The following is a 17627-nucleotide window of genomic DNA, read 5'->3' on the forward strand; positions in this document are numbered from 1 at the left end:
GGCGCATCGTGAGCACCCCACTCTCCCCGGCCTCCTCCCGCCGCGCCGTCTCGACCGGCGCCCTGCTCGTCGCCCTGCTCGTGGTCGGGCTGAACTTCCGCGCACCGATCACCGCCGTGCCGCCCGTCCTGTCCGACGTCGCCACCGGCCTCGAGATGTCCACGGTCGAGGCCGGACTGCTCACCGGCGTCCCGATCCTCTGCTTCGCCCTGTTCGCGCCCGTGGCCTCCTGGATCATCGGCCGGATCGGCCCGTACCGGGCCATGACGCTCGCCGTCGGCGGTGTCCTCGCCGGGACCCTCCTGCGGTCCGCCGCCACGGGAGCGTCCGGCGCCTGGATCGCCGTGGCCGGCACCGCCGTCATCGGCGCCGCGATCACCGTCGGCAACGTCGCCGCACCCGTGATCGTCGTCCACGACTTCGCCCGCCGCGCCGCCGTCGCCACCGGCCTCTACACGGCCTCGCTGAACCTCGGCTCGGTCTTCACCACCACGCTGACCGTGCCGCTCGCGGCGTGGCTCGGCTGGCAGGCGGCGCTCGCGGCGTGGTCGGTCCTGGCCGTGGCCGCGCTGGTCTGCTGGGCGTGGGTCATCAGGGGCGTCCCCGCCCGCGGCGAGGTGTCCGACGGCGAACGCCCGGCGCGGCCACGGCCGCCGTCGGACACGGAGACGTCCGGCACAGCGACGTCGGACACCGCGGCATCGGAGACTGCGGCATCGGAGACTGCGACCCCGGGCACGGAGGTGCTGAGTACGGAGGTGCCGGGCACGGAGGTGCCGGGTACGGCGGGGTCGGACACGGCGGGGTCGGACACGGCGGGGTCGGACACGGCGGGGTCGGGCCTGGAGACGGCGGCGGGCCGGGGCGGGACCGCTTCCTCCGGGGCGGAGTTCGCGCGCCCGGCCGAGCGCGTCCTGCGCCGGCCGATCACCTGGATGCTGGCCGTGGCGTTCGTGGGGCAGTCGTTCGCCTTCTTCGCGGTGACCGGCGCGCTGCCCGAGCTGCTCGGCGACCGGATCGGGTTCACTCCCGCGGAGGCGGGTGCGGCGGCGTCGCTGTTCCAGGGGCTGGCGATCCTCGGGTCGCTGGTGCTGCCGGCGACGCACGCGCTGCGGCTCCCGCTCGGGGCCGCGTCCGCCGTCGTGACCGCCTGCTGGTTGTCGCTGCCGCTCGGGCTGCTGTTCGCGCCCGGCTGGTGGGCCCTCTGGTGCTCGCTGGCCGGCCTCGCGCAGGGCGGGAACTTCGCCGTGATCTTCACGCTGGTCGCGCAGCGGGCGGGTAGCCCGGTCGCGGCGCGGCGGATGGCAGCGACGGTCCAGTCGTGCGGGTACGTCATCGCGTTCACCGGCCCGTCGGTCATGTTCGCGGTGCACGACGCCACCAGCGGCTGGTCCGCCCCGCTGATGCTGGTCCTGGCCGTGCTGACCGCGATGGCGGTCGCCCTGGCGCTTGCGACGCGCACGAAGCGGAGGCTGCCGCAGCCATGAGCTCGGCGACGGACCATGAGGTTGGTTACGCCTGCGGCGCGTTTGGCGTAAGCAACCTCGTGGGCCAGCGCTGCGGTGACCTACTCCTCGAACTGGGTCGCGAGGGTGCGGAGCAGGTCCGCCAGGTTCAGGCGGTCGTCCTTGCCAAGGGTGGACAGGACGTCGGCCTCGACGTCGAGGAGGTCGGCCATCGCGGCGTCGACCTGCTTCAGGCCGGCGGGGGTGAGCTCGACCTGGACACCGCGGCGGTCGTCGGGGGAGCGGTGGCGCTCCACGAAGCCGCGTTCGGCGAGGCGGTCGATGCGGTTCGTCATGGTGCCGCTGGTGACGAGCGTCTGCAGGACCAGCGCGCCGGGGGACAGGCGGTAGGGCTCGCCGGCGCGACGAAGCGCCGAGAGCACGTCGAACTCCCAGGTCTCGAGGTCGCGGCGGGCGAACGCGCGGCGGCGGGCCAGGTCGAGGTGCCGGGCGAGCCGCGAGATCCGGCTGAACACCGTCAGCGGTTCCAGGTCGAGGTCGGGACGGACCCGCAGCCAGGCCGCGACGATGCGATCGACCTCGTCGTGCGGGGCGTCGTCGAGTTCACCTGCGCCCGGCTCACCCGTGCCCGGCCCCGTTGTACCGCGCCCCGTGCCCCGGCGGCCGTCGTCGTGCGGCCCCGGTATCGAACCGCTGGTGGACTCCTCCATGGCGAGAGACTACCCGAAGTGTCTTGATATCAAGAGTCTTGACCGGCCCCGAGAGGGCGCATCAGGGCCGGCTTCTTCTCCATGCGGCTCAGCCCGTTCCAGGCGAGGTTCACCAGGTGGGCCGCGACCTCCGACTTCGTCGTCGCGCGGTGGTCGAGCCAGTACTGGCCCGTCAGCGCGATCATGCCCACGAGCATGTTCGCGTACAGCGGCGCGGTGCGCGGGTCGAGGCGGTTGATCCGGAACTGCTCGGTCAGGATCCGCTCCACCTGCGTGGCGACGTCGCCGATCAGGCTCGAGAACGTCCCGGTCGCCTGCGCGACCGGCGAGTCGCGCACCAGGATCCGGAAGCCGTCCTCGCTCTCCTCGATGTAGTCGAGCAGCGCGAGTGCCGTGCGCTCCAGCAGCACCTTCGGGTGGCCGCCGGCGTCGAGTGCGCCCGTGAGCGCCGCCGTCAGCTCCTGGACCTCACGGTCCACGATGACCGCATACACCCCTTCCTTGCCGCCGAAGTGCTCGTACACCACCGGCTTGGACACCTCGGCGCGGGCGGCGATCTCCTCGACGCTCGTGCCGTCGAACCCCTTGGAGGCGAACAGTTCGCGGGCCACGGACAGCAGTTGCTCACGGCGCTGGCTCGCGGTCATGCGGGGTCGCGGCGTGCGTCGGGAGTCGGGTGCCATGGTGAACATTGTGCCGTGTGTCCCGCCCGACACTCCTCGCCGCCGCACGCACCCCCGACGACCTGGCAGACTGGGCCACGGTGCACGACGGCGGTCTCCGCGCCCGCGAGGGAAGCGGCGGCCGGACGCGCTGTCGCACGCACCGGTCCGCCTTGGTGTAATCGGCAGCACACGGGTTTTTGGTGCCCTTGGTCCAGGTTCGAGTCCTGGGGGCGGAGCGTGAGCACGGAAACACATCGGCCGGCCGCCGTCGTCGTCCTGGCAGCCGGGCAGGGCACGCGGATGAGGTCCCGCCTTCCGAAGATCCTCCATCCCGTGGGCGGGCGGCCGATGGTCGGGCACGCGATCGCCGCCGCGCGGGAACTCGACCCGGTGGAGCTGGCCGTCGTCGTGCGCCATGAGCGTGACCTCGTCGCCGCTCGCGTCGCCGATTTGGACCCGGCGGCGCGCGTCGTCGACCAGGACGAGGTCCCCGGCACGGGCCGCGCGGTCGAGTGCGCGATGGAGGCCCTGGGGAAGATCGACGGCGCGGTGGTCGTGCTCGCCGGGGACGTGCCGCTGCTCGACGGCGCCACACTGGGCCGGCTGCTCGCCACGCACCACTCCGAGGGCGACGCGGTGACGATCCTGTCCACGCTGGTCCCGGACGCCACGGGCTACGGGCGCATCGTGCGGGGCGCGGACGGCCAGGTGGAGGCGATCGTCGAGCACAAGGACGCGACGCCCCGGCAGCTCGAGGTGCGCGAGATCAACACGTCCACGTACGTGTTCGACGCCGCCACCCTGCGCCGCGGGCTCGCGAGCCTGGACCGCGGGAACGCCCAGGGCGAGGTGTACCTGACCGACGTGATCGCGTTCGCCCGCAAGGAGGGCGGCGCGGTCCGCGCGATCATCACCGACGACGCGATGTCCGTCGAGGGCGTCAACGACCGGGTGCAGCTCGCGACGCTCGGCGCCGAGATGAACCGGCGCATTCTCGAGTCCTGGATGCGCGAGGGCGTTACGGTCGTGGACCCGGCCACGACGTGGGTCGACGTCGACGTCGAGCTCGCCCCGGACGTGACGATCCTGCCCGGCACGCAGCTCCACGGTGCCACCAGGATCGGCGAGGGCGCGACGATCGGCCCCGACACCACGCTCCGTGACACCGAGGTGCACGACGGCGCGTCCGTGGTGCGCACGCACGCCGAGCTCGCGGTGATCGGCGCGGGCGCGAGCGTCGGGCCGTTCTCCTACCTGCGCCCCGGGACCGTGCTGGGCGCCAAGGGCAAGATCGGCGGGTTCGTCGAGACCAAGAACGCGACGATCGGCGAGGGCGCCAAGGTGCCGCACCTCAGCTACGTGGGCGACGCCGAGATCGGCGACCACACCAACATCGGCGCGGCCTCCGTCACCGTGAACTACGACGGCGAGCACAAGCACCGCACCGTCATCGGCGCGCACGCGCGCACCGGGGCCGACAACATGTTCGTCGCGCCCGTGACCGTCGGCGACGGCGCCTACACGGCGGCGGGTTCGGTGATCGTCCGGGACGTGCCGGCCGGCGCGCTCGGCGTCGGGCGCGCGGACCAGCGCAACATCGAGGGCTGGGTCGCGCGCAGGCGCCCCGGCACGGCCGCGGCCGAGGCGGCGGCCGCCGCCAAGGGCATCCCCGTCGATGCGATCGCCCAGTCGGCCGCGCCCGCCGACGCCGCGGGCGACGCGACAGACCACGGCACCACGTCCGACGTCGGACACTCCGATGAAGCCGGACACCCTGATCAGGAACGAAAGGCCCACTGACATGCCCAGCACCGCCCTCCGCCAGATCCAGCGCCCGCTCGTCGTCGCGTCCGGGCGCGCGCACCCCGAGCTGGCGCAGGACGTGGCCAAGGAACTCGGCGTCGACCTCCTGCCGGTCAGCGCCTACGACTTCGCCAACACCGAGACCTACGTCCGGTTCAGCGAGTCGGTCCGCGGGGCCGACATCTTCCTGCTCCAGTCCCACACCGCGCCGATCAACCAGTGGATCATGGAGCACCTGCTCATGGTCGACGCCGCGAAGCGCGCCTCCGCGCACACGATCACCGCGGTGGCTCCGTTCTTCGGGTACGCACGTCAGGACAAGAAGGGCCGGGGTCGCGAGCCGATCTCGGCACGCCTCATGACGGACCTGCTGGCGACCGCGGGCGCGGACCGCATCATGTCCGTGGACCTGCACACGCCGCAGATCCAGGGCTTCTTCGACGGGCCGGTCGATCACCTGTGGGCGCTGCCGATCCTCGTGGACTACGTGCGCACGCGCGTGGACGTGGACAACGTGACGGTGGTGTCGCCTGACGCCGGGCGCATCCGCGTGGCGGAGATCTGGGCGAGCAAGCTGGGCGGCGGGCCGCTGGCGTTCGTGCACAAGACGCGCGACGTGACGCGCCCGAACCAGGCCGTGGCGAACCGCGTGGTGGGCGACGTCGAGGGCAAGGACTGCGTCCTCGTCGACGATCTCATCGACACCGGCGGCACCATCGCCGAGGCGGTCAAGGTGGTCATGTCGGCGGGTGCCCGATCGGTGACCGTCGCGGCCACGCACGGCGTGCTGTCCGGCCCGGCGCCGCAGCGGCTCGCGGAGTGCGGGGCCACCGAGATCGTGGTGGCCGACACGCTGCCGATCGAGGCGTCCAAGCGGTTCGACTCGCTCACGGTCCTCTCGATCGCGCCCCTGATCGCCACCGCCATCAAGGAGGTCTTCACGGACGGCTCCGTGACGAGCCTGTTCGACGGGAACGCCTGACCCCGTGCTAAAGGGTTCAGTTCGACTTGAGAGTTGACTGGAACTAGGTCAAGGGTGGACTGTTCTGTGACGCAGAACTGACCAGGAGGCTCCGTGGCCATCACCGTCGTGGTCCCCACGTTCAACGAGGGACCGAACGTCGTCGAACTCGTGCGGCGCCTCGACGAGGCGCTGGCGGGCATGTCCGGCGCCTGCGTGCTGTTCGTCGACGACTCGCGGGACGACACGCCGTCCGTCATCGAGCGGGTCGCCGCCGGGCAGGCCGCCCGCGGCGGCGTCCCGGTCCGCATGATCCACCGCGAGGCGGCCGACGGCGGTCTGAGCGGCGCGGTTGTCGAGGGGCTGCGGTCCGTCGAGACCGAGTGGGCCGTCGTGATGGACGGGGACCTGCAGCACCCGCCGGAGCTCGCCCCGGTGCTCGCGACGCGAGGCCAGGAAGCCGGGCTCGACGTCGTCGTCGCGTCGCGGTACATCGGCGGAGGGGACGCCGGCGGGCTCGACGGCTACTGGCGGCGGGCCGTGTCCACGGTGTCCGCGCTGCTCGCGCGGTCCATGTTCCCGCTCCGGCTGCGGAACGTGACTGATCCGCTGACCGGGTTCTTCGCGGTGCGGGTCGCCGCCCTCGACCTGGACACCCTGCGGCCGCGCGGCTTCAAGATCCTGCTCGAGGTGCTGGCACGCGGGAAGCGCGTACTCGCCGTCGGCGAGGAGCCGTTCGTGTTCGGCGAGCGGTACGCGGGCAGGTCCAAGGCGACGCTGCAGATGGGGCTGCGGTACCTGGAGCAGCTCGCGTCGCTGCGGTTCGGGCGGATGTCCCGGTTCGCGATCATCGGCGGGATGGGCGCGGTCTGGAACGTGCTCATCCTCTGGGCGCTGAACGACCTGGCGGGCATGCATCACGCCTGGGCGGCGGTGATCGCCGCCGTCGTGACCATCGCCATGAACTTCGCCCTGCAGGAACGGCTGGTGTTCCGCGACCTCCTCGGGCTGGGACGGTTCGGGTTCTGGTCGCGGCTGACGCACTCGTTCGCGTTCAACGGCACCGAGGCGGCGATCCGGCTGCCGATCTTCGTGTGGATCGTGGCGGCCACGGACGCGTGGCCGGTGCTGGTGCAGGCGGTGTTGCTGGTGGTGGCGTTCCTGCTGAGGTTCGTCTTCCACTCGCAGGTCGTGTATCGCCCGCGGCGGACCCAGCCGGTGCTGGGGGGCGCGCTCTCTTCGTCACAGCAGGGCGACCACGTTCTCGGTGCGTCGGGGGCCGACGAGCGGGTACAGTAGTCAGGTTGCCTCGGCGAGGGACGTCGGACGGCCGCGACGGATTGTTCCGCACGCGCCGCAGTCCGTGATCGACTGGGCGGTGAGTCGGTGACCCATTGGGCCAACCGCTACGCAGCGACTTCGCGCGCACCGCGTCCGTCATATGTCCCACGCCGACGCAGCCGCCCGCCCGAGTTAGTCCGACATCACCCTCAGGAGTTGCTCCCGTGTCCGAGATCAAGCTTGTCGCCGAGGCCCGTACCGAGTTCGGTAAGGGCGCCGCTCGCCGCATCCGCCGCGGCAACAAGATTCCCGCCGTGCTGTACGGCCACGGCACCGACCCGGTCCACGTCACGCTGCCGGGCCACGACTCGATGCTGGCGCTGCGCCACTCGAACGCCCTGCTCAGCATCGAGCTGGACGGCAAGGGCCAGCTTGCCGTCGCGAAGGACGTGCAGCGCGACCCGGTCCGGAACGTCATCGAGCACATCGACCTGCTGGTCGTGAGCGCCGGTGAGAAGATCGCCGTCGACATCTACGTGAACATCACCGGCGAGTCCGCCCCGGGCACCATCCACCTGGTCGAGGCCCAGAACCTGTCGGTCGAGGCCGAGGCGACGCACCTGCCGGAGTCGGTGGACGTGTCCATCGAGGGCCTCACGTCCGGCTCCCACGTGTACGCCAAGGACGTCCAGCTCCCCGAGGGGTCCGTGCTGCTGACGGACCCGGAGCAGGCCGTCGTCCTCATCACCGAGCCGCGCGGCGAGGTCGGCGCGGAGGAGGGCGAGGAGTCCGAGTCCGCCGAGGAGTCCGCGGAGGCCTGATCCGTTCGGGTGCCTGAATCGATGACCGATCAGCCATGGCTCGTCGTCGGGCTCGGTAATCCCGGGCCGAAGTACGCCGGAAACCGGCACAACGTGGGTCAGATGGTGCTGGACCTGCTGGCCGAGCGCACGGGCGGCAGGTTCACCCGGCACGGCCGGGCGCAGGCCGTTGCCGCCGAGGTGCGGCTCGGCATGCTGCCCGGCGGCAGGCCCGGGCCCCGGGTGATCCTCGCGAAGCCGTCCACGTACATGAACGTCTCGGGCGGCCCGGTGAGCGCGCTGGCCCAGTACTACGGCATCGAGCCCGCCCAGGTCGCCGTCGTGCACGACGAGGTCGACATCCCGTTCGACACGATCAAGCTGAAGATCGGCGGCGGCGAGGGCGGCCACAACGGGCTGCGCGACATCACCAAGGCGCTCGGTACCCGCGACTACCACCGCGTCCGCGTCGGCGTGGGCCGGCCGCCGGGCCGGATGGACACCGCCGACTACGTGCTGCGGGACTTCACGGGTGCCGAACGCAAGGACCTCCCGATCCTCGTGGACGACGCCGCGGACGCGGTGGAACTCCTGGTCACGGAGGGCCTCCTGGCCGCGCAGGGGAAGTTCCACGCGGCGAGGGCGTGACACCGCCCCTCGCCGCTGCCCGCGCGCCCGCGCCGAACCGCAGGCTCGTGCCGAACCGCAGGCTCGTGCCGTTTCCTGCCTGCCGAACCGCAGGGGTTTCTCGGGTGTGGCTGCCGAACCGCAGGATGAATCGTGCTAACCGCTGATTGACACGATTCACCCTGCGGTTCGGCAGCCGTGGTCGGCACCGGACTGCGGTTCGATCCGGCTCCGTCGGCGTTCCCTGCGGTTCGGTTCTGTGGTTTCGGCGTGTCCCTGCGGTTCGGGGCCGCAGTTCGAGGTGAGCTGTGGTCGTGGGCAAGGCCCGGGGCGGGTCAGTTCGTGGCGTCGGACTCGGCCGCCTGCCAGGTGCGAAGGTAGTACTCCGCGCCGCGGAGGATGTCGGCCGTCAGGGGCTCGCCGGCCGAGACGCGGAGGTCCTCCAGGTAGTCCGGGACCAGGCCGTAGTGCGCGACGCCGTCGGTGTTGATGTCCCACACCCGCTCGCCGGTGACCTGCCGGTCCAGCGTCGAACCGCCGTCGAGCGACGTGAACGGGTAGGCGACCCGGCCGTCCGACGGGCCCGGCGTGCCGCCGAAGCCGTTCATGTCGAAGCCGAAGCCGACCCCGCCGACGCCGTACTGCGCGCGCACGTCGGCGGTGCGTTCGTACTCCGCGATCGACTCCTCGGTGTCGTGTCCGTACATGGTCGCGAACCCGCCGAGGGCGTAGATCCGGTCCAGGTACCGCTCGTCCGTCCACGAGTGGGTGGACAGCACGCCGCTGTAGTCGGCTTCCTCCAGCATCTCGAGCGTCCGGTCCGCCGCCTTTGCGGACATGTGGTCCAGCTCGATCAGCATGCCGCGCTCCACCAGCTCCTCGATCAGGAACTCGCCCTTCGAGGTGAGCCCGTACGTGTTGCACACCGTGCCGGACGGGTAGCGTGGCGGGATCGGCAGCCAGTCCAGTTCCTCGGGCAGCTCGACGTTGCCGGGGTTGTTGTCGTGCGGCTCGTCCGCCGGGCATGACTCCACCTGCCAGAACGTCCCGGTGCTGAGGAACTGGCCGGCGTTGACGAACGTCCCGGTGGAGCCGGAGTCGAACCGCACCCCGCACAGCGCGTTGTCGAACTTGTGGCAGACGAACATGGACCGCACGCCCAGGTCGTACAGCTCGTCCAGGCCCGCCTCGATGTCCGAGCGGGTGCACCCGTCGAAGATCCGCAGCGTCTGCTTGCACCCGAACGGCTCCGACGTCTCCACGCCGAGCACGACCGCGAGCTTCCCCTCCGTGACCACCTGGCGCGCCTGGGCGCTGTCCGTGACGATCCGGAACCAGCCCTCGCCGGGCCCGCCGTACTGCGCGTCGATGAAGTCCTGCAGTGCGTACGCGTCGTCGATCTGCAGGCGGATCGCCGCCATCTCGTCGCAGTCCTGGTGGGTGCCCGGGTTGATGGAGCACAGCAGGCCGTTGCTGGTCAGCTGGTTCACCAGGATCCGCTGCCCCGCCCGCCAGGACCGTTCCACCCAGCGGTAGTACATCTGCTGATGGGTGAGGGAGTCGTGGGCCGGCCAGTCGGCGAAGGTCGGCCAGCCGGTGGTGTCGTGCGTGCCGAACGGCGAGCCGTGGCGGGTGAGGTTCTCCAGCAGCGCGGTCTCGCCGTGGGCTCCGTGGGCGTGGCAGTCCTGGAGGGCGTCGGCGATGCCGTGCTCGGAGAACGCCTTGCCGCACAGGGCGGCCCCGCCGATGCCGTCCTCCATGAACATGTGGCTGTGCGCGTCGACGTAGCCGAGCACGCTGCCGTCCGGCGCGGTGCCGGTGAAGGGTTCGCCGGTGATGTTGACCTCGGACTCCGGGGCGGGGAGCACGGGGTTCGGGATGGGTCCGGTGGCTCTGGTCGGCTCGGTGGCCGCGGCTGCTCCGGTGGCCGCGGCTGCTCCGGTGGCCGTGGTGGTTCCGGTGACCGCGGTGGTTCCCGCCGCCCAGGCGGCTCCGGTCGTTCCGGCCGCGGGGAGCGTGAGGGTTGCCGCACCGAGGCTGGTCAGGGCCGCGATGGCCAATGCTGCCGTTCGTCGTGGACGTCGCACGTCGCCTCCCGGGTAGGAACGGGAGCCGACGGCGTTGTCGGCTCCTCCAGCCGCGCGAGCGCGGCCTCGCAACTGACTCCGACTTTAACAAGACTTAGGGCAAACAGGAAGAGTCGCACAAGGTGTACGACGGCGGTCGTGGGTGAGCAACGCAGGAAGGTGGCCCTGACTCGGCCTATGCCTGACCTCGGTTCGGCATATCCGGCATATCAGACGGTGATTATGAGGTTCCCTGTGGAGCAGGAGGTTGCTTACGCCAAGGGGCGGGCTGGTGAAAGGAACCTCGTGGTTGGCGCGAAAAGTGTGTCAGGCGCGGAGCGCCCTCCGTCAGGGAGTCGTGAGCCAGCGGCGGGGTGGGCCCCAGATCCAGCCCAGGCCGATGCGACGGGTGGCCGCGTCCAGCGTCAGGGCTGTGGCAACGATGGCCGTCGCCATGAAGAGCGGCATCCACTGCGACTGCGGTGTCGGGACCCAGACGCCGTTCGACCAGTACGCCCAGAGGATGGCGTGGATCAGCGGCGTGTGGGTGACGTAGACGGGCAGGGTTCGCGCGCCGACCCAGCCGAGCCCGGGGACAAGCCTGGCGAGCGCGACACTGATCGCGATCCCGGCCATCGCCCCGGCGACGTTCGCCAGCAGGTAGGGCCCCGGCGTCGGCTCCAGGCCGTACGCCTTCACCACCCACGTCGCGCCGTACCACGCGCCGACGGCCAGCAGCCCCGACCACCACCTCAGCCGATCGGCGTACGTCTCCACGAGCGGCCGCAGGTGGACGCCGACCAGGAAGAACAGGATGAACTGCGCCGCGCCGCGGTAGGCGATGCTCTCGGGCTCCCAGCCGGCCAGCGCCCAGCCACTCACGCCGGTGGCCGCCAGGAGCTGCACCCATGCCGGGAGGGGCCGCAGCAGCCGGGCCGCCAGGAAGAAGACCGCCAGCGTCCAGATGAACCAGAGCTCCGAGCGGGGGATCAGCAGCGACCAGGTCAGATGTCCGGCCAGGGTGGACCAGTCGGCGTCGGCCACCTTGTAGTAGCCCGTGACGAGCCGCACCACGAGCGTGATCGGCTCCCACAGTACGAACACCCACGCGAAGTAGAAGATCTTGCCGCGCAACAGCGTGGACCACGACGTCGCGACCCACTTGGTGGCGAACATGCCCGCCACTGTGAAGAAGAGCGGCATGCGCAGGCTGCGCAGCGGCTCGTTGAACTCGCGCAGCACGCTGACGTCGTACCCGGTACCGGCGGTCCAGTTGGTCGCGTGGTACAGCACGACGAGGCAGATCGCCAGGCCGCGCGCGGCGTCGGCCCACGCGATGCGGGAGTGCGCGCCACCTCGGACGGGATCGGGCCTGGACGTGGACTGGCGGGGCTGCGTGGACATCGCCTGCGATCGTATCGACCGTGGGAAGCCCGGCGGTGGGAAGCCCGGCGGTGGGAAGCCTGGCCGTTGGGAGCACGGCAGGGGGGAGCCCGACTGCGGGGAGTCCGACCGCGGCCCGACTGTGGGAAGTCTGGCCGTGGGGAGCCCGGCGGTGGGAAGCCGGACTCTGGGAAGTCCGACCGCGGCCCGACTGTGGGGAATGCGGCGGTGGGGAGTCCGACCGCGGTCCCACTGTGGAAAGCCTGGCCGTGGAGCAGCCGGCCGTGGAGCAGTCGACCGTGGGAAGCCCGGCCGTGGAGCGGCCGGGCTCGCGGCAGGGGGTCACCTGCGGAATCGTGTGGTGATGTGAAGGCTTCCTCGGGTCTCGCGATGACGGAGCCGCTGCGTTGTCAGACTCCGGCGCTACTGTGGACCCAGCCCCTCCACCCCCTCCATGGGAGGAAGTGGGCCAGTTGTCGTGTGCCCGGATGGTTCCCCGGGCACGTGTCGCCGGCCTGGCGCCGTCGTCGTACCCCATTCGCACCGTTGTAAGGACCCCGATGCATCTCACCGGTCTGCTTCCGCTCCTGCTCGCCGATCCGGGCGTCGCGGCCGCCGTCGAGCACGTCGGCGCGCGCGGCGAGGCCGACGTCGTCGGGCCCGTCGGTGTCCGGCCCGCACTCCTGGCGGCCGCCTCGGAACGGCGGCCCCTGGCGGTGGTCACCGCGACCGGGCGCGAGGCCGACGAGCTCGCCACGGCGGTGCGCACCTACCTGCCCGCGGGACACGAGGACGACGTCGCGGTGCTCCCGGCCTGGGAGACCCTGCCGCACGAGCGGCTCAGCCCGCGCGCCGACACGGTCGCCCGCCGTCTCGCGGTCTTCCGCCGGCTGGCGCACCCGACCGAGGAGCGGGGTCAGGCGGGGCCCGTCCGCGTGCTCGTCATGCCCGTCCGCGCACTGCTCCAGCCGGTGGTGGGGGGCCTGGGCGAACTCGTCCCGGTCTCGCTCACCAGTGGGGCCACGGCCGACCTGACCGACATCGCCCAGCGCCTCACCGACGCCGCCTACACCCGGGTCGACATGGTCGAGCGCCGCGGCGAGTTCGCGGTGCGCGGCGGCATCCTCGACGTCTTCCCGCCCACCGAGGACCACCCGCTGCGCTGCGAGTTCTGGGGCGACGAGATCAGCGAGATCCGCTGGTTCGCCGTCGCGGACCAGCGGTCCCTGGAGACCGCCGACCGCGGCCTGTGGGCGCCCCCGTGCCGCGAGATCCTGCTGACCGACGCCGTCCGGGAGCGCGCTGCGGACCTCGCCGAGTCGCTGCCGGGCGCCGCCGAGATGCTGGCGAAGCTCGCGGACGGCTTCCCCGCGGAGGGGATGGAATCCCTTGCGCCGCTGCTGGTGGACCACATGGTCCCGGTGCTCGACCTCGTGCCCGACGACGCACTGCTGATCCTCAACGAGTCCGAGCGCGTCCGGCGCCGGGCCCACGATCTCGTCGCGACCACGCAGGAGTTCCTCGAAGCCGCCTGGGTGGGGGCCGCCGCGGGCGGCTCGGTCCCGTTGTCGGGCGGTGGCGACGCGGACCAGTCGGCGGCGTCGTTCTCGACCCTCGCCGAGGCCCGGGCCGTCGCGGCCCGTCGCGGCCTGGGCTGGTGGACGTTGTCGTCCTTCGGCCAGGACGTGGAGCTCGCGCAACTGTCCGACGGCGCAGCGGGCGGGGACGGGTCTTCCGCCGGCCACGCCGATCCGGGCGCGGGCGCTCCTGCCGTAGCGTCCGTGGGGGCCGGCGCGTACCTTCCGGGCTGGGTGTCCGAGGACCAGGCCGCCGGCGACCTGCCGGAGGATCGCGCGATCAACCCGGCCGGAGAGATCTTCACCGTCGGTGCGCGCGACGTCGAGTCGTACCGGGGCGACTTCGCGCGGGCGCTGCGCGAGGTCGACGCCCTGCAGAAGTCCGGCTGGACGCTCGTGCTCACCACGGAGGGCCACGGTCCCGCCAAGCGCATGAGCGAGCAGCTGTCGGAGGCCGGCACCGCAGCCCGGCTGGAGTCGTCCCTGGAGACCGAGCCCGAGGCCGCCGTCGTCCACGTCGTGGCCGGCGGGGTGGGCCGTGGCTTCGTCGCGCCCGAGCTGCGGCTCGCCGTCTTCTCGGACCAGGACCTGACCGGGCGGGCCGGCGGCGCGGGCACCCGGGACATGCGCAAGATGCCGAGCCGGCGCCGGAACGTCGTCGACCCGCTGCAGCTGCGGGCGGGCGACTACGTGGTGCATGAACAGCACGGTGTCGGGCGGTTCATCGAGATGGTGCAGCGCAGCCTCGGCGGGAGCGCGAACGGTGCCACGCGGGAGTACCTGGTCATCGAGTACGCGTCGTCGAAGCGCGGCCAGCCCGGCGACCGGCTGTTCGTGCCGACGGACCAGCTCGACCAGGTCACCAAGTACGTCGGCGGCGAGGCGCCCAGCCTCAACAAGATGGGCGGCGCCGACTGGAAGAACACCAAGGCCCGCGCCCGCAAGCACGTCAAGGAGATCGCGAGCGAGCTCATCCGGCTGTACTCCGCACGGATGGCCACGCAGGGCTACGCGTACGGACCGGACACACCCTGGCAGCGCGAGCTGGAGGACGCGTTCGCGTACGTCGAGACGCCGGACCAGCTCGCCTCGATCGACGAGGTCAAGGCGGACATGGAGAAGCCCGTCCCGATGGACCGGCTGATCTGCGGCGACGTCGGCTACGGCAAGACGGAGATCGCGTTGCGTGCCGCCTTCAAGGCGGTGCAGGAGGGCAAGCAGGTCGCCGTGCTGGTGCCCACCACGCTGCTGGTGCAGCAGCACTTCGAGACCTTCTCCGAGCGGTACGCCGGGTTCCCCGTGACGGTGAAGGCGCTGAGCCGCTTCCAGTCGGACAAGGAGTCCGAGGCGGTGGTGGACGGCCTGCGCGAGGGCACGGTCGACATCGTCATCGGCACGCACCGGCTGATCACCGGGTCCATCCGGTTCAAGGACCTCGGGCTGGTGATCGTCGACGAGGAGCAGCGGTTCGGCGTCGAGCACAAGGAGACGCTCAAGCAGCTGCGCACCAACGTGGACGTGCTGGCGATGTCGGCCACGCCGATCCCGCGCACGCTGGAGATGGCGGTCACCGGGATCCGCGAGATGTCCACCCTGGCGACGCCGCCCGAGGAGCGTCACCCCGTGCTCACGTACGTGGGCGCCTACGAGGAGAAGCAGATCACCGCGGCGCTGCGCCGCGAACTGCTGCGCGAGGGCCAGGTGTTCTACGTGCACAACCGGGTCGAGTCGATCAACCGCGCGGCGGCGCGGCTGAACGAGCTCGTGCCCGAGGCCCGGATCGGCGTCGCGCACGGCAAGATGAACGAGCACCAGCTCGACCAGGTCATCCGCTCCTTCTGGGAGAAGGAGCTCGACGTGCTGGTCTGCACCACCATCGTGGAGACCGGCCTGGACATCTCCAACGCGAACACGCTCATCCTGGAGCGCGCCGACGTGCTCGGGCTGTCCCAGCTGCACCAGCTCCGCGGGCGGGTGGGGCGCGGACGCGAGCGCGCGTACGCGTACTTCCTGTACCCGCCGGAGAAGCCGCTCACCGAACAGGCCCACGACCGCCTGGCGACCATGGCCGCGCACACGGACCTCGGCGCCGGCATGCAGATCGCCATGAAGGACCTGGAGATCCGCGGCGCCGGCAACCTGCTGGGCGGCGAGCAGTCGGGCCACATCGCGGGCGTCGGGTTCGACCTCTACGTGCGGATGGTCGGCGAAGCCGTCGCCGCCTTCCGCGGCGATCGTGAGGAGGAGGTGCCCGAGGTCACGATCGAGCTGCCGGTCGACGCCCACCTGCCCGAGACCTACATCGCCACCGAGCGCCTGCGGCTCGAGGCGTACAAGAAGATCGCCGCCGCCCACGACGACGCCGCCCTCGGCGAGGTGCGGGCGGAGTTGACCGACCGGTACGGCAAGCTTCCGGAGGTCGCGTCGGCGCTGTTCGACGTCGCCGAGTTCCGCAACCATGCCCGCGCGGCCGGCCTCACGGACGTCACGGCCCAGGGGAAGTACGTGCGGTTCGCCCCGGTCGACCTGGCGGAGTCGCAGACGCTGCGCCTCAAGCGCCTCTACCCGGGCACGATCCTCAAGCCGGGCATCCGCGCGATCCTCGTCCCGTTCCCGACGACGGCCCGCCTGGGCGGTCGCCCTCTGCGCGGCGCGGAGATCCTGGCGTGGGCGAAGCAACTGGTCGACGCGGTCGTCCTGGGCGAGGTCGCCGCTGCGGCGAAGGTGGGCACCACGCGCTGACCTCCCGGCCGCCGTCGGCCCGTCGCCCGTCAGCCCGTCGCTCGTCGGCCCGTCGGCCCGTCGGCCGTCGCCCGTCGGCCCGTCGCTCGTCGGCCCGTGGCCCGTCGGCCCGTGGCCCGTCGCCGCGACCACGCCATTTGGCGTGGTGGGAGCGCGCTCGACACCCCTGAACGGCGTGGTCGGCGACGGAGACCGCAACGGCAACCTCGGCGGCGCCGCCGAGGTCGGCGCGAGTCCGGCGCGCTACGCCGCCAGGCTCTGGGCCTCGTTGCGGTTCGGGTTCTCGAAGGCCTCCGCCATGAGGGTGATCTCGCCGCCGGGGAGCGACATGTCGCGGGCCAGGTCCGCCCAGCCCGCGGTCGCCTCGGAGACCTCGGCGACCACCTTCCGCGCGTGGTCGGGACGGAGGCCGTACGAACTGCACGTGTCCAGCAGCACGCGGATCTCGCGGTCGATCCGGTTGCCCATCGGCCGCAGCGGCGTGGACTCGGCGACCGAGAACGGATCCGGGTTGACGTCGAAGAGCGGTGCCAGCGACCAGCCCTCGGTGCGGCGCAGGAAGCCATGGTTCTTCATGTGGTCGTCCACGTTGCGCACGAGCAGGGTGAACACGACACGGCGGAACAGGTCGTACCCGTCCGCGCTGGGCCGGCCGGAGTGGTCCGCGAGCGTCTCGGCGAGGGTGCGGTAGTCGATCGTCTCGAAGAACGCCTTCTGCACCAGCGACTCCGCGGACAGGAAGCCGACCCGCCGGCCGTCGGGCAGCCGGTCGAACCGCCGGGTGAGCAGGATGCTGTGGCGGCCGCGGTCCCCGTCCACCCGGTGCAGCCGTGCCACGGGAACCTCGATCCCGGCCCGCGACGCGAGCCGCAGCGTGAGGTACTCCCATGCCTGGACGTCCCATCGGTCCGTGCGCAGGGGCAGCTTGGCCATCCACAGCTCGCCGTCGGCGTCGCGCACCGTGACCTTCGGCCGCGCCCCGCCCATCGACGTGCCGGCGGCGACCAGCAGCCTCAGGTCATGGTCCGACCCGCGGTGCTCCGCGACGGCCTCCGCCGCCTCCGTGAGCGCGGGCAGGTTCACGAGTTCCGGCACGTCGGCGCGCGGCGGCGCGAGGAAGGTCTCGCCGTCGTCGAGGGAGAGACGCAACGCACCGAGCCGGGTCGCGTCCTGGACGCCGAGCAGGAAGTCCTTCTCGGTGAGCCGCACGGACGCGCGGTCCTCGTCGCGGGCGCTGCTCCGTTCCGCGTGGAACAGCAGCGTGCGGCCCCACTGATCGGGCTGGCAGTCGGCGAACGTGCCGAACATCGGCCGGTCGCCCGCCGACGGGATCGGCCCCGGCGTCAGCGGCAGCTCCGGGCACAGCGCGTACGCGGCGGGCGTGCGCAGGTACGTGTCGGTGTACCGGAACGTGCTGCCGACCAGCGCACCCCCCGTGTTGAGGTGCAGATCGAGTTCACCGGCGTGGACCTGCCGGCCGCCTGGCAGATGGACCTCGACACGGATCGCCACGGCGGCTCAACTCCTTACGTAGTGTGCGGTGCCC

Annotated in this window: 12 protein-coding genes and 1 tRNA gene; 8 read left to right on the forward strand and 5 right to left on the reverse strand. The window is 71.8% G+C overall.

The annotated features are described in order from the left end of the window. Positions 1-8 precede the first annotated feature (8 nt). Positions 9-1487, forward strand: coding sequence for an MFS transporter (locus ACYVK5_RS10420; protein WP_460704549.1), 1479 nt, complete (start codon positions 9-11; stop codon positions 1485-1487). 80 nt (positions 1488-1567) lie between these two features. Here ACYVK5_RS10420 and ACYVK5_RS10425 read toward each other — a convergent pair whose 3' ends face one another. Together ACYVK5_RS10425 and ACYVK5_RS10430 are read right to left on the reverse strand one after the other, a co-directional pair. Next, positions 1568-2176: a MarR family winged helix-turn-helix transcriptional regulator gene (locus ACYVK5_RS10425; RefSeq protein WP_460704551.1), complete on the reverse strand. Its 609-nt coding sequence runs from the start codon at positions 2174-2176 to the stop codon at positions 1568-1570. Between the two features lie 29 nt (positions 2177-2205). Then, positions 2206-2823 (reverse strand): TetR/AcrR family transcriptional regulator, encoded by a 618-nt coding sequence (locus ACYVK5_RS10430; protein ID WP_460704770.1) that lies wholly within the window; start codon positions 2821-2823, stop codon positions 2206-2208. A gap of 182 nt (positions 2824-3005) precedes the next feature. Between ACYVK5_RS10430 and ACYVK5_RS10435 the strand changes: the two genes are divergently transcribed. The 6 genes from ACYVK5_RS10435 (at position 3006) to pth (ending at position 8334) form a co-directional block, all read left to right on the forward strand. Continuing rightward, positions 3006-3077 (forward strand) — tRNA-Gln (locus ACYVK5_RS10435). Between the two features lie 64 nt (positions 3078-3141). Further along, a complete protein-coding gene (gene glmU / locus ACYVK5_RS10440; RefSeq protein ID WP_460704772.1) occupies positions 3142-4641 on the forward strand; it encodes a bifunctional UDP-N-acetylglucosamine diphosphorylase/glucosamine-1-phosphate N-acetyltransferase GlmU in 1500 nt (499 codons plus the stop codon). Position 4642: 1 nt separating this feature from the next. After that, a complete protein-coding gene (locus tag ACYVK5_RS10445) occupies positions 4643-5626 on the forward strand; it encodes a ribose-phosphate diphosphokinase (protein WP_460704553.1) in 984 nt (327 codons plus the stop codon). A gap of 93 nt (positions 5627-5719) precedes the next feature. After that, on the forward strand, positions 5720-6904 hold the full coding sequence (locus tag ACYVK5_RS10450) for a glycosyltransferase (protein WP_460704555.1): 1185 nt from the start codon (positions 5720-5722) through the stop codon (positions 6902-6904). Between the two features lie 206 nt (positions 6905-7110). Continuing rightward, positions 7111-7707, forward strand: a complete 597-nt coding sequence (locus ACYVK5_RS10455; protein WP_460704557.1) for a 50S ribosomal protein L25/general stress protein Ctc — start codon at positions 7111-7113, stop codon at positions 7705-7707. Between the two features lie 21 nt (positions 7708-7728). Next, complete coding sequence (gene pth, locus ACYVK5_RS10460; RefSeq protein WP_460704559.1) at positions 7729-8334, forward strand: aminoacyl-tRNA hydrolase; 606 nt, start codon at positions 7729-7731, stop codon at positions 8332-8334. A gap of 314 nt (positions 8335-8648) precedes the next feature. Here pth and ACYVK5_RS10465 read toward each other — a convergent pair whose 3' ends face one another. Together ACYVK5_RS10465 and ACYVK5_RS10470 are read right to left on the reverse strand one after the other, a co-directional pair. Then, positions 8649-10400, reverse strand: coding sequence for a Coagulation factor 5/8 type domain-containing protein (locus tag ACYVK5_RS10465; RefSeq protein WP_460704561.1), 1752 nt, complete (start codon positions 10398-10400; stop codon positions 8649-8651). A 327-nt stretch (positions 10401-10727) separates the two neighbouring features. Further along, positions 10728-11783 (reverse strand): acyltransferase family protein, encoded by a 1056-nt coding sequence (locus ACYVK5_RS10470; RefSeq protein ID WP_460704563.1) that lies wholly within the window; start codon positions 11781-11783, stop codon positions 10728-10730. A gap of 539 nt (positions 11784-12322) precedes the next feature. Here ACYVK5_RS10470 and mfd point away from each other — a divergent pair. Next, positions 12323-16081, forward strand: coding sequence for a transcription-repair coupling factor (mfd, locus tag ACYVK5_RS10475; protein ID WP_460704565.1), 3759 nt, complete (start codon positions 12323-12325; stop codon positions 16079-16081). A 243-nt stretch (positions 16082-16324) separates the two neighbouring features. On the opposite strand, the gene ACYVK5_RS10480 is transcribed toward mfd, so the two are convergent. Further along, complete coding sequence (locus ACYVK5_RS10480; RefSeq protein ID WP_460704567.1) at positions 16325-17593, reverse strand: type II toxin-antitoxin system HipA family toxin; 1269 nt, start codon at positions 17591-17593, stop codon at positions 16325-16327. Positions 17594-17627 lie beyond the last annotated feature (34 nt).

The sequence above is a fragment of the Myceligenerans halotolerans genome, from assembly GCF_054782975.1.

Coding starts and splice junctions, on each gene's coding strand:
- mfd (WP_460704565.1), top strand. CDS start 12,323: ATGCATCTCACCGGTCTGCTTCCGCTCCTGCTCGCCGATCCGGGCGTC.
- ACYVK5_RS10425 (WP_460704551.1), bottom strand. CDS start 2,176: ATGGAGGAGTCCACCAGCGGTTCGATACCGGGGCCGCACGACGACGGC.
- pth (WP_460704559.1), top strand. CDS start 7,729: ATGACCGATCAGCCATGGCTCGTCGTCGGGCTCGGTAATCCCGGGCCG.
- ACYVK5_RS10445 (WP_460704553.1), top strand. CDS start 4,643: ATGCCCAGCACCGCCCTCCGCCAGATCCAGCGCCCGCTCGTCGTCGCG.
- ACYVK5_RS10430 (WP_460704770.1), bottom strand. CDS start 2,823: ATGACCGCGAGCCAGCGCCGTGAGCAACTGCTGTCCGTGGCCCGCGAA.
- glmU (WP_460704772.1), top strand. CDS start 3,142: ATGAGGTCCCGCCTTCCGAAGATCCTCCATCCCGTGGGCGGGCGGCCG.
- ACYVK5_RS10470 (WP_460704563.1), bottom strand. CDS start 11,783: ATGTCCACGCAGCCCCGCCAGTCCACGTCCAGGCCCGATCCCGTCCGA.